This window comes from Brachybacterium sp. FME24 (genome assembly GCF_014897705.1).
Taxonomy (GTDB): Bacteria; Actinomycetota; Actinomycetes; order Actinomycetales; family Dermabacteraceae; genus Brachybacterium.
Genome location: NZ_JABUXV010000007.1, coordinates 82,585 through 94,775 on the forward strand (window position 1 = coordinate 82,585; position 12,191 = coordinate 94,775).

Below are 12,191 nucleotides of genomic sequence, written 5' to 3' on the forward strand. Positions count from 1 at the left end.
TCGAGCTCGGCCAGAATGGGGAGAAGTGGCCATGAGCATCCTCTGGGGAGGAAGCGCGCACGGGATGTCGCCGCAGCTCCGGTGGCCGGAAGTTCCGACTTTCCGGCCCGGCCCCTACGGTGGCCCGATGCCCCACGCCCTCGCCCCTCTCGCGTCCATCTCCATCGACTGCCCCCGGCCGGACGATCTGGTCCCCTTCTACTGCGCCCTGCTCGGTCTCGAGGAGTACTTCGCGACTCCGGATCGCGGCGTCATCTGCCTCGCCGGCGCGGGCCCCATGCTCACCCTGATGCGGGCTGAGGAGTACACGCCCCCACAGTGGCCGCACGGCCCGCAGCACGCGCAGATGCACCTGGACCTGGCCGCGGAGGACCTGGAGGCGACGGTCACCGCCGCGATCGGGATCGGTGCCCGCGAAGCGGACGTACAGCCGGACCCGTCGGCATGGCGCGTGATGCTCGACCCCGTCGGGCACCCGTTCTGCCTGACCGCCGTGCGTCCCGACTGAGCACGGGTCACCGGGTGACAACGGGCCTGAGCTCTGACCCCGGGCGTCTGCATCGTCGAGCCCGTGGGCCTCGAGGCCCGCACCCCACGCCCGCCCGTCGCCCTCACCTTCGCCCTTGACGTCGAGGGGTGTACCAGAGGTACAGTGCAGCTAGGCACTGCACCACTGGTACACAACCAGTGGGGACCCGAGGAGGGATCCCATGACCACTCCGGCCACCACCCCATCCACGCCGCCGCCTCGCGCCCGCTCTCGCGCCGTTCGCGCCCACACCAGCCTGCTGCCCTACGTGCTCGCGCTGATCGGCGCCACCGCGGTCCTGCACCTGCTCATCATGCTCTCGGACAACCGCATCACGGTGCTGACCACGCTGCCGCTGGTGGTGATCGCCCTCGGGTACGCGATCTACCTCGTCGCCCTCGGGCGCCCCCTGGGCCAGGTCCGCTATGGACAACTGGTCGCCCACGCCCTCACCTACGCGGTGATCAACGTCGGTTACCTGCTCCACGCCTTCGTGCTGATCGCCTCCGGTTCCCCGGCGGTTCGCGGGGATAGCCACCTCGCTCTCGATGCGGGCTGGTTCGGCGCCACCTTCGGCATGGCGACCTTCTGGGGCATCGGGCTGATCCTGCACGGCCTGGGCGCCCTCCTGGGCCGCGGCTTCGAAACACCGCGGGCATGACCACGCCGGACAGGACGACTCCGGACAGTCTCGCGCCCGACGCGTCACCTCAGGGCGACCCCTCCCCGGAGGACGCCGAATGGGCCGAGGAGCTGGCTCGCTCCTGGGTCGAGGTCTACAAGAAGTCCGCCACCACTCTCGCGCTGCTGCGGATCATCCGGACTCACGGCCCGGCCTCGGCCGCCGAGATCGCGCCGCTCTTCGCCGACGCCACCGGGTGGACGCTCACCGAGCGTGGGCTCTATCGCACCCTGCGGCGCCTGACCGACTCGAACGTCCTGGAGGTGGAGAAGGTCGACGTGGCCCGCACCGGGGCCAAGCGGCAGGACTTCGCACTGACCTCCGTCGGCATCGCCTACCTCGCCCGTATCGAGCGCGAGCTGGTCTGACCTGGCACGCCACCACCATCCCGCGTCGACCTCTGCCAGGATTCCTGCCCGATATCGCTTCAGATGGCGCAGAACCTGGCAGAACTCGTCGGGGCGGTCCGTCCGGGAGGGCTGGGGGCGGCGCCGGGCGGTCAGTCGCGCTCGGGCATGCCGAGCGAGAAGGCGGCCTGGGCGACGTGCTGGACGGCATCGTCGACGAGGCTCACCAGGCGCGCGCCGCGGGTGACGGGCGGATCCCACTGCTCATCGACCACGTCGTCGAGCTCGTCGGCGGTGAGACGGCTGAGATAGTCGTCCACCGCCCCGAATGCGGCATCGAGATAGCCCAGCAGCAGGTCGGCATCCTCGACGAGAATCCGGCGGGCCTGCTCAGGCGTGTGGCCGTACCCGACGCTGTCCCCCTCCGGTCCGAGATCGAAGCGGGCGGCGTAACCCTGCGCCGTCCACAGCTGCTCCTGGCCGGTCAGCGCGGCGAGCTGCACATCGATCTCCCGCCCCGAGTGCCACAGCAGCCAGGCCACGGAGTTGTCGTGGCCACCGGGCCTAGCGTTCAAGGAGACGGGGTTGAGGCGTCGGCGCAACCGCTCCGCGGCATCGCGCGGGCGGGAGACGAGGTCACGGAGGATATCGAGAGCGTCCATACCCCCGACGCTACGCCGTGGCGACCTGACCCGCGCAATATCGCCATGAACACCCGGCTCGCGCACCTCTGTCCGCTCCCCCGCGACGGTCCGTCAATCCTCGCGGATGACGCCCTCGGCCTGCTCAGGATGGCGCTGAAGCCAGCTCTCGATGAACGGGCAGATCACGAGCACCTGCAGGCCCTCCGCCCGCGCCTCGGCCAGCGTGGTGCGCACCAGTACCGAGGCCACGCCCTCCCCGCGATGCGCGGGATCGGTGACCGTATGGACGAGCTCGATGACCTTGCGGGTGCGTTCGTAGATCATGATGCCGACGACATCGCCGCTGCGCACGGCTTCGTAGCGGCCGGCGACCTTGTTGTCGCGCACGGCGATGCGCTCGTCGGGACCGTGGATGTGCTCGTCGATCTCGGTCATCATGCCGCGGGGTTCCTTCCGGCCGGTACCTCCACCGTACGGGAGTCACCGGGTCGCCGACAGGTCTGCTCGGCAACGGGATCAGTCAGGCGCAGGATCGGTCCGACGCACGATCGGCAGGACGTCGCCGATCCGCAGCGCGAGTCCACCGCTGGGCCCACGGGGCGACGCCGCTCCGTCCCGGCAGCCGCCCCGCGCATGCGACCATGCTGGACGTGACTGAGGAAACAACCGACCACCTGCCCGATCAGTCCTCTGCGGCACCCGCGGCTGCCGCTGCGGCGGCCGGTGGGCCCATGGACCACGCCACCGACCTGGCAGACCGCACCGCTTTCTCCCGCGCCTCCGACGCCCTGCAGCGCCACCGCGAGCCCTCGGAGATCTGGGGAGATGAGCGCGAGGCGGTGAGCATCGCGCTGCAGTGGGCCGCCGCCCGCACCGCCGTGGCGACCGACCCCAAGACCACCGCCCGCAGCTCCGCCGCGCTGCACGCGGACGTCGGGGAGACCATCACCGCGGACGGCATCGGCGCCCGCCGCGCGATGCACCTGTTCGATCAGGTGCTGCTGCCGGCCACGCGCGCCTCCGAGGACCCGATGAACCTCGCCTACATCCCTGCCGCGCCCACCCGCGCGGCCGTCGCCTTCGACACCGTCGTCTCCGCGGCGAATGTGTTCGGCGGCATCTGGGAGAACGGCGCCGGCGCGATCTTCGCCGAGAACCAGGTGCTGCGCTGGATCGCCGACCTGCTGGGATGGCCGGCCGACTCCGCCGGCGTGTTCGTCTCCGGCGGTACCACCGGCAACCTCTCGGCGCTCGCCACCGCCCGCGACCACGCCCTGCGCACCCGCGGACGCCGACCCGAGGGCGGATGGGCGCTGGCCTGCGCCTCGACCGCGCACTCCTCGATCTCCTCGGCCGCACGCCTGCTCGACATGGACGTGGTGAGCGTGTCCATCGACGACCGCGGCCACCTGACCGGGCCGGTGCTGGAGAAGGCGCTCGCCTCGGATCCGCGGATCTGCGCGGTCGTCGTCTCCGGCGGCACCACCAACGCCGGGATCGTCGACGACATCGCCTCCGTGGTCGAGGTCGCCCGCCGCTATGGGGTCTGGGTCCACGTCGACGGCGCCTACGGCGGCGCGGCGCTCGCCGCGCCCAGCGTCCGGGAGCGCTTCGCGGGCATCGAGCAGGCCGACTCCTTCATCGTCGACCCACACAAGTGGCTCTTCGCCCCGTACGACTGCTGCGCCCTGGTGTACCGCGATGCCCGCGCGGCCGCCGCCGCGCACTCGCAGCACGCCGCCTACCTCGACTCGATCGACCGCGGGGAATCCAACCCGGCGGACCTCGCCGCGCACCTGTCGCGCCGCACCCGCGGACTGCCGCTGTGGTACTCGCTGGCCACGCACGGCACCGCCGCGTACACCGAAGCCGTGGAACGCTGTCTGACCTCCGCGCGCACCGTCGCGCGCGCCATCGAGGAGAGCGACCACCTCGAACTGCTGCTCGAACCCGAGCTGTCGGTCGTGGTGTTCCGCCGCCCCGGCTGGACACCCGATGCGTATCGTCGCTGGTCACAGCGCCTGGCGACGGAGGGCACGCTGCTGTGTGTGCCGACGGCGTTCCGCGGCGAGATCGCGCTGCGCCTCGCCTTCGTGAACCCGTCGACGGATCCGCAGGCCGTGATCGAGGTGCTGCGCACCACGCTGCGCGCGGCCGACGGGAGCTGACGGGAGCTGACGGGAGCTGACGGGAGCTGACGGCGTCAGTCGGCCTGGAGCTGCGCGATCAGCTCGTCGAGGCGACCGATGTCCTCGGCATTGCCCAGATGCACCCAGCCGTCACGGGCGCGGTGGGCGGCGCGCAGCGCGGGAACGTCCTGGCCGCGATCCGCGAGCACCCGCGCGTGATGGTCGTCGACGTAGGCCGCCCAATAGCGGGCCCGGGCGTCGTGCCCTGCGGGGACCTGGTCGATGACCTGCAGGACCGCCCGACGTCGGCTCTCGTACTCGGCGAACTCGACACCCTCGTCCTCGCGGCGCAGGGCCTCGCCGATGGCGATGAGCAGTCCCACTCGCGCGTCCACCCGGTGGTCCCACAGCAGTTCCGGCGGCAGCAGAGGCCGGCCGCCCTCGGGGCGCGTACGACGCTCGATCGCCGCCGCAGCTTCGTGCACCAGCGTCGTGCGGCCCAGGTCGAGGGCGCGGCGCAGCACCAGCGCGTGAGCACTGAGCTCCGTGCGCACGAGCTCCGCGCGCTCGTGCCCGGCGGTGGCGAGATCGTCGGCCAGCCAGCGCGCCTCGGATGCCACCCGGTGCAGCTCCGTGAGGGCCGCGGGGTGATCTGCCGTCCGTTCATGGATGGACGCGGCGAGCCGGGACGCCTCGAGCGATGAGCGGTGATCCCGCTGCTCACCGGCGATCCGTCGGGCGCGCTCCAGCGGTACCCACGCCGCCTCGTAGCGCTCGGCCTGCACCCGCTGAGCCGCGACCGCCAGCAGCGGACCGATGCGCAGGGCGTCACGCTGCACGGTGCGCTGGAGGGAGGCGAGCCGGCCCGCCGTGAACGAGGCCTGGTCGGTGGCGCCGGCGGCCATGAGCGCCTGCAGCAGCTGCGTGATCAGCCCGACCCGCAGCGGCGGATCATCGACCTCGTGGAGCGCACCGAGGGCGTCCAGGCTGTGGCGGACCGCCGAAACCGGATGCTCGAGGCCGAGGGTGCGGGACAGCAGCGCGTGGGCGGCGGTGGCCGTGCGCTGCGGGTCCGGCAGCGGACTCTCCACCACCGCTTCCTCCCGCTCGACCAGCTCGAGGACATCGAGGGCCTGCGTCGTGGCGCCGACCGGATCCCCGACCGCTTCGAGCGCCTGTGCCAGGCGCAGCCTGAGCTCCAGATCCGGATCACCCAAGAGCACCGGACGCACGGCCGGCAGCGCTGTGAGCGCGGCGCGCAACCAGACCACCGCGCGACGCGGATCCACCGCCCCGCCCCGGGGCCCCCCGGCGGCCGGGAGAACGGTCTGCTCGAGCCCCCGGACGACGGACAGCAGTTCCGCGGACACCTCGGCACGCTCCCCGCGGCGTCGGCCCCGTCGGGACGAAGAAGCCGCGGCTGACGTCGACCCTTCGGATCTCTCGGGCTCAGGGGCCGCTCGCGCCAGCACGGCCTTGGTGGCCACGGACGACCGGCCGCGCGTCGGGCCGCGCTCGAGCAGCACGGCAACGGTCGCCGCCGCCTGCTCGGGGTGACCGGAGCGGTGCAGCACCGAGACGATGTCCGCCGCCTCGAGCTCGACCTGCTCCGCGTCATCCATGAGCACCGCCCCGCGCAGCGCTTCCCGCAGCAGGGCCAGGCGATCCTCCGGAACAGCGGGGCGCCCGCGGAAGGCGTCGGCGAGCGCACGGGCATCCCGGAAGCGCTCGGCATGGACGAGATCGCGCACCCGGTGCGCGGCCTCCAGGACGTCCCTCGGCGAGGGCAACGGCAGCTCCGGCGGCCGCAGCGCCACCCTCAGCTCCTCCAGGCCCGGCAGATCGGCCTGATCGCTGCGTCCACCCGGGTCCGGGAGGGAGGACGCGCCCGAAAAGTTCACAGGGGGAAACCTACCAAGTGCCGGCTGGACGGCCCAGAGACGAAAGCACTGCATGCAGCACTCAGAACCACTCCATAGAATGTCCCCGGCCCCGGGACCGATATGCACTGTTCCCACCCAGGCCAAGGCACGAAGAGAGGTGGATCGTGGTCATCGGACCGGCAGGGGGCGCGCACAGCGCTGCACGCGGCAGGATCTCGGCATCCTCGCAGGACGATACCTTCGCCGGGCATCTGCACTTCGACGAGACCACCGCCCCGGTGCTGGTCACCGACTTCGACGTCTCCGCCTACACCCGCCGGGGCACCACCCGGCTGCCGGTCGACACCACCCTCCAGGCCACCCAGGAGCCGCTGTCGGCAGCGGCACGCACCGCGCTCGGCGTGCTGCAGCGCCTGGAATCCTCGGCGCTCACGGAGTCCCGGGCGATGCTCGCCACCGCCACCGGCCACGAAGCCCGGATCACAGCCTTCCTCGCGACCTGGCTGGTGGACCGGCACTGGCAGTCCCGTGCGCTGCGCGACCTGCTGACCGGCGACCACCCCGTCGACCGCCCGCAGCCGCAGAATCGACTGCCCCCGCTGCGCGCCCTGCGGCGGGTCCACGTGGACCGGGTGCAGCCCCTGCTCTCGCCGGTATGGACCGCCCTCGCCGGTGAGGCCGTCGCCGCCGGGCACATGGCGCGCATGGCGATCCAGGAGGCTTCCCTGCAGGCGGGACTGGTCGCGATCTCGCGCCAGCTCAGCGGGGAGGCGCGGCGTGCGGTGGAGGCGGTCATCGAGCGCCACGACGCCGCCGTCGACTTCTTCACCTCCGAGGCGATCGCCCGCATCACCCGCTCCCGCCGTGAGGCCGCCACCGCCCGCCTGGTGCTCTCCCTCACCTCTCCCTTCGACGGCGGCGGCACTGCCGATGCCGACACGCGCGCTGCTCTGGCAGTGTTGGGCGCAGATCCCCGCGACCGCGCCGCCCTGCGCGGCGCCCGTTTCGAGATCACCAGGCTGCTGCCCGGCCCGGATCTCCCGGACCCGTTCTTCTCGTCCCTTCCTCGTACCGGAGCGTGACATGGCCTTCAACCTGGACCAGTTCGCCGAGACGTCCGTCCCCGTCAAGTACGAGGACCTCGATTTCGACACCTTCGAGACCCAACCGCTCGACGCGCAGACCCTGCGCTCCCTGCGCTACATGTGCGACGTCGAGTACCACACCTCCTGCTTCCTGCGGGATCTGCTGGTGACCCCCTCCCACCGCGAGGAGGAGGCCGGCGGTTTCATGACCATGTGGAACCGTGAGGAGTTCTGGCACGGCGAGGCGCTCGCCCTGGTGCTGGCCCGGCACGGCATCATCGTCGACTACGACGAGGTCAAGGCGAAGCGGCTCAAGCTGGGCTGGGTCGGTGCGCTGGGCCCGCTGAAGCAGTCCGTGCTCACGAACCTCGCCGGCACCGACTTCGTCGCCGTGCACATGGTGTGGGGCGCCGCCAACGAGCTCTCCGCCGTCGCGGCCTACCGTCGCCTCTCCGCGAAGACCGACCATCCGGCCCTGTCGCCGCTGCTGCAGCGCATCGCCCAGCAGGAGACTCGGCACGTCGCTTTCTACACCACTCAAGGTCGCGAGCGCCTGGAGGCCTCCGAGGCCGCGCAGAAGCTCGTGCGCCTGGTCATGTCCAAGGTCTGGAAGCCCGTGGGCAGCGGCATGATGGACGATTCCGAGGTGCACCACGTGATGAGCCACCTGTTCGGCGGGAAGTCCGAGGAGCTGGACAAGCTCGACAGGCGCCTCCAGAAGCTGCCGGGCCTCGAGAGCCTGTCCATCTTCCGCCACGCCTTCGCCCGCCTGGGCATCGCCGCCTGACCGAGGTGCCTGACCGAGGTGCCGGCACCGATTCATCCCTCCCGCACGAGACCAGCCCGCGCCACCTTCACGGCTACTGACCGGTACCCACTCTGAGGAGGCGTTGAGGGGCTCCGATACCGCCCACTCAGGCTGGGTACCAGCAAGTAGCCGAGGTGGGCGGGCCTGCCGATGGGTTCTAGGTTCCGCGCGCCGACGGGCGGGTGCCGGGTCGGACGGGCGCCGACGGGGGCTCGAGGAGCGGGGCGGGGCGGGCGCCGACGGGGCTCGAGGAGCAGGGCAGGCGCAGATCTGACGGGCGCCCTCCGGGGCCGAACGGGCACCACCACCCCCATGTCACCCTCCTGACCTGCCCCGTTATCTCTGAGAGTCCTCTCATCGTCGGCTCATCGCGACCTCATCCGGTCCGCGCAGAGTTCTCGTCATCAGGCAAGGTCCGTCCCTGGACCTTCCGCGCAGAGCACTCACGAGGAGCCCCCCGATGACGATCTTGAACCACGAGCCCGCCAGCGAGACCGCGTCGATCCCCGTCGTGCGGCCCACCGACTCCGTGCAGCAGTCCGTGGCGCCGTCCGTGACCCGCGAGACCGCCCCTGAGGGACTGCGCACCCGGATCGAGCGCGCCAAGCACGCGTTCTCCACCCGCAACATCGGCGCGTTCCTGCGCCGCGCCCAGGGCATCGACCTCATCACCGATGACCACGTCCCCCAGGCCGGCGAGGTCATCCTGGCCCGGGTCACCACCGTCGGCCATCACAAGCGACTCGAGAGCCCCGTCTCCCGCCGCCAGATCCTGTTCCCCGGGGACGAGATCGTGGTCGCGTACGGCAGCCGCTACGCCGCGGACCAGTTCCTCGCGATGATCCCCGGCGACCTGGGTCCCGTCCATCTCGCCGCCGCCGGGGGTCTCGCCTCCCGCGTGCTCGAGCAGCATTCCGCCGTCGGCGCCGCCACCCAGATCGAGCCGATCGGCGTGATCCGCGACCAGCACGGCCCGGTCTCCCTGGCCCGCGCCGCCGCGCACCACCCGGTCCAGGACATCACCTCCCGTGCGGACCGTCCGGCGCACCACGTGCCCGTGATCGCCGTGCTCGGCACCTCCATGAACTCCGGCAAATCGACCGTGCTGGCGCAGCTGGCCCACGGCCTGGCCGCAGCCGGTCTGCGGGTCGCGGCGGGCAAGGCCACCGGTACCGGCGCAGGCAACGACTACAACCTGTTCCTCGACGCCGGTGCGCACCGCGTCCTGGACTTCACCGACTTCGGCTACTCCTCGACCTTCCAGGTGGGCCTGGAGGAGGTCCGCGACCTGTTCCTGTCCATGGCCGACGAGCTCGCCGGCGGCGCGGAACGGCCCGATGTGGTGCTCCTGGAGATCGCCGACGGCGTCTACCAGGGCGAGACCACCCTCCTGCTGGCCGATGAGGAGTTCGGCAAGGTCGTCGACAAGGTCGCGTTCTCCGCGGGCGACGCTCTGGGCGCCGTCGGCGGCGTCGGCGCACTCGGCGCCCTCGGATGCACCCCCGCATTCGTCTCGGGCGTGCTGACCAGCTCCCCGCTGGCGACCGTCGAAGCCCGCCGCGCCCTCGAGGTGCCCGTGGTGCCGACCTTCGACCTCGGTACCGCCGAGGTCGCCCGCGAGATGGTCGCCGATCTCCTGGAGGGGCACGAGACCGATGCCGCGTGAGCGCGAACCGGTCAAGCTCGCCAATGGGCTGCTGAAGAACGCGCCGCCGCTGCCTGCGCTGCTGCGCGGGGCACGGCGCCGCTGGATCACGGTGCTGATCACCCTCGGTCTGGGCCAGGCGGGCCTGGCCGGCCTGGCCGCCTGGGCCCTGGTCAAGCTGCAGGCGGCCCCGACGGGTTCCTCCCCGCTGCTGCTGCGGGCGCTGCTCCTGCTGGTGCTGACCGCTCTCGCCGTCGGCGCCCTGAAGGTGCACGAGCGGGTGGTCGCCGAGAAGCTCGGCCAGGACTACGTCCACCAGCTGCGCCTGACGCTGCTGGGCGACGCCCTCACCCCCGGGCACTCGACGTCCCTCGGCGTGACGGTCGCCCGCACCACGAACGACCTCTCCGGCGTGCGCAACTGGGTCTCCCAGGGCATCGCCCCGCTGGTGGTCGCGGTGCCTCTGATCGGCGGCAGCCTGATCACCCTGACGATCCTGCACCCTTACCTGGCCCTCGCGATGGCCACCCCGCTGGTGATCCTGGTGCTGTGCCTGCTGTTCTGGGCGCGCACGGCACTGATCAAGACCCGGCAGATGCGTCGCACCCGCGGCAAGCTGGCCGCGCGCATCGCCGACACCGTGACCGCCGCCGACGGGATCCTCGCCTCCGGCGGCACCAAACGCGAGCTGCGCAACATCCGCGACGCCTCCGGCAACCTCGTAGAGATCGCCGTGGACCGTGCCGAGACCGTCGGCACCATCCGCGCCGGCGGCATCGTCGCCTCCACCCTGACCACCCTGATGGTCGCCGCGACCGGCACCTACCTGGGCCTGGCCCCGGGGATCACGATGGCCGCGATGGCCGTCGCCGGCATCGCCTCGACCCCGGTGCTGGAGATCGGCCGGATCGTCGAGTACCGGCAGACCTACCGCTCCGCCCGCATGGTGCTGGGCCCCGCCCTCGCCGGCGCCGAGGCCCGCCGCAAGCACGCCCGCGACCGTCGTCGGGCCGCCTCCGCGCTGGAGGCCCCCGACGCCGGACACGACGGAACCATCATCGTCGATCTGGCACTGCCGGGACTGACCGAGCAGGTCGGCCCCGTGCGCGGCCGTCCACGGGACCGGGTGCGCCTGGTCTCCGAGGACCCTGCCGCCCCGCACGAATTCATCCGGCGCCTCCTGGAGCTCGCCCCCGGCCCCGACCTCGTCGAGCCGGACTCAGTGTGGGTGACCGGGCAGAACCTGCGCGCCGTCTCCTCCAAGCGGGGCCGCGTGCTGGTGGGCTACGCGAGCGCCGGCACCGTGTTCGAGCGCGGCACGGTGGCGCGTGCGCTGCACTACCGCCGCCCGGATCTGGACGCCGCCCACGACCAGGGAGTGCTGGACCTCGTCGGCCTGGACCTGTCCCACCTGCCCGAGGGCGCCCGCACCACGCTGCGCCGCGGCGGCGAGCCCCTGGGCCGCTCCGACCGCGCCCGCCTGGCCCTGGCGCGCGCCCTCTATGGGTCCCCGCCGCTGCTGGTCATCGACGGTCTCGAGGGCGATCTGGACGATTCGGGGCGGATGATGCTCGAGCGGGTCCTGGCGGACTACCGCGGAGTGGTGCTCATGGTCGGCTCCGACGATCTGGCCGCGCGGCTCGGCGCTCGTACGCACAGCCTGCGCCCGCTGGAGGCCGACGATCAGGGTGAGCCCCTGACGGTCGGACGGGGCGCACGCCCCCGCCGAGACGCGGATCAGGACGCCGACGACGAGTGATCCGCCGCCCGCCGCCGGCGCGGTGGGCGCCGGGCGGGTGATCAGTCGTCGTCATCCTCGTCATCGTCATCGCCGTCATCGTCATCGTCATCGTCATCGTCGTCTTCGCATTCCCAACCGTCGTCATCCCATTCGCAGGTGCCGGCGGGCTTCGGAGGGGTCGCGGGCTTCTTCGGCGCGGCGGGCTTCTTCGGCGTCGCCGCGTTCCCGCCTCCCGAGGAGGATCCGCCGGCGCTCCCGGACCCGCCGGAATCTCCTGAGCTGCTGGACGTGCCGCCGGATCGCGCCTGGTCAGAAGCGGTCGGTGCCGGGGCGGGGGGCGGCGAGGCCTCGTACTCCATACCGCTGACGTCGCTGTCGGGGTGGGCTCCCCGGTCGGGCTGCCCGCCGGCGCTCGGAGTGGGCAGCGCGACCGGCTCCGGGCTGGACGATGATCCGGTCGCAGCAGATTCCGGCACATCTCCCGGCAGCGCAGGGGCAGTCCCACCGGCGTCGGAGACCGGAGCCTCCTCGCCCACGACGATGCCCGGTCGCGCCCCCGGGGACGGTTCGACGGCAGGCAGCACGGCGAGCCCGACCGCCGCGAGGGCGACGCCCAGGACGATCCCGGCGGTCCGGAGTGTCTTCATGACCGGGATCCTCCGATGCGGCGATGAGACATCCGTGAAGTCTTCATGAGA

12 protein-coding genes are annotated in these 12,191 nt (G+C 72.1%); 8 read left to right on the top strand and 4 right to left on the bottom strand.

The features are described from left to right. Window positions 1-127 precede the first annotated feature (127 nt). The 3 genes from INT51_RS09565 to INT51_RS09575 all read left to right on the top strand — a co-directional run bounded on the left by INT51_RS09565 (window position 128) and on the right by INT51_RS09575 (window position 1,579). Window positions 128-508, top strand: a complete 381-nt coding sequence (locus tag INT51_RS09565) for a VOC family protein (protein ID WP_193105074.1) — start codon at window positions 128-130, stop codon at window positions 506-508. A gap of 202 nt (window positions 509-710) precedes the next feature. Next, entirely contained in the window at window positions 711-1,190 is a 480-nt protein-coding gene (locus INT51_RS09570) for a hypothetical protein (RefSeq protein ID WP_193105075.1), read from the top strand. Beyond that, window positions 1,187-1,579 (top strand): PadR family transcriptional regulator, encoded by a 393-nt coding sequence (locus INT51_RS09575; protein ID WP_193105076.1) that lies wholly within the window; start codon window positions 1,187-1,189, stop codon window positions 1,577-1,579. The genes INT51_RS09570 and INT51_RS09575 overlap by 4 nt, the downstream gene beginning before the upstream one ends. A gap of 131 nt (window positions 1,580-1,710) precedes the next feature. On the opposite strand, the gene INT51_RS09580 is transcribed toward INT51_RS09575, so the two are convergent. Further along, on the bottom strand, window positions 1,711-2,220 hold the full coding sequence (locus INT51_RS09580) for a DinB family protein (protein WP_193105077.1): 510 nt from the start codon (window positions 2,218-2,220) through the stop codon (window positions 1,711-1,713). A 93-nt stretch (window positions 2,221-2,313) separates the two neighbouring features. Then, on the bottom strand, window positions 2,314-2,640 hold the full coding sequence (locus tag INT51_RS09585; protein ID WP_193105078.1) for a GNAT family N-acetyltransferase: 327 nt from the start codon (window positions 2,638-2,640) through the stop codon (window positions 2,314-2,316). Between the two features lie 212 nt (window positions 2,641-2,852). Between INT51_RS09585 and INT51_RS09590 the strand changes: the two genes are divergently transcribed. Further along, window positions 2,853-4,370 (top strand): aminotransferase class V-fold PLP-dependent enzyme, encoded by a 1,518-nt coding sequence (locus INT51_RS09590; protein ID WP_304502137.1) that lies wholly within the window; start codon window positions 2,853-2,855, stop codon window positions 4,368-4,370. Window positions 4,371-4,405: 35 nt separating this feature from the next. Here the strand turns inward: INT51_RS09590 and INT51_RS09595 are convergent, their stop codons facing one another. Then, window positions 4,406-6,232, bottom strand: a complete 1,827-nt coding sequence (locus tag INT51_RS09595; protein WP_193105079.1) for a hypothetical protein — start codon at window positions 6,230-6,232, stop codon at window positions 4,406-4,408. Between the two features lie 146 nt (window positions 6,233-6,378). On the opposite strand from INT51_RS09595, the gene INT51_RS09600 reads away from it, so the two are divergent. The 4 genes from INT51_RS09600 to INT51_RS09615 all read left to right on the top strand — a co-directional run bounded on the left by INT51_RS09600 (window position 6,379) and on the right by INT51_RS09615 (window position 11,511). Further along, window positions 6,379-7,296: a hypothetical protein gene (locus INT51_RS09600; protein ID WP_304502138.1), complete on the top strand. Its 918-nt coding sequence runs from the start codon at window positions 6,379-6,381 to the stop codon at window positions 7,294-7,296. A 1-nt stretch (window position 7,297) separates the two neighbouring features. Next, entirely contained in the window at window positions 7,298-8,086 is a 789-nt protein-coding gene (locus INT51_RS09605; protein ID WP_193105080.1) for a ferritin-like domain-containing protein, read from the top strand. Between the two features lie 481 nt (window positions 8,087-8,567). Continuing rightward, window positions 8,568-9,773, top strand: a complete 1,206-nt coding sequence (locus tag INT51_RS09610; protein WP_226832191.1) for a DUF1611 domain-containing protein — start codon at window positions 8,568-8,570, stop codon at window positions 9,771-9,773. Further along, window positions 9,763-11,511, top strand: a complete 1,749-nt coding sequence (locus tag INT51_RS09615) for an ABC transporter ATP-binding protein (RefSeq protein ID WP_193105081.1) — start codon at window positions 9,763-9,765, stop codon at window positions 11,509-11,511. The genes INT51_RS09610 and INT51_RS09615 overlap by 11 nt, the downstream gene beginning before the upstream one ends. A gap of 41 nt (window positions 11,512-11,552) precedes the next feature. Here INT51_RS09615 and INT51_RS09620 read toward each other — a convergent pair whose 3' ends face one another. Continuing rightward, window positions 11,553-12,140, bottom strand: a complete 588-nt coding sequence (locus tag INT51_RS09620) for a hypothetical protein (RefSeq protein ID WP_193105082.1) — start codon at window positions 12,138-12,140, stop codon at window positions 11,553-11,555. Between the last annotated feature and the right edge of the window lie 51 nt (window positions 12,141-12,191).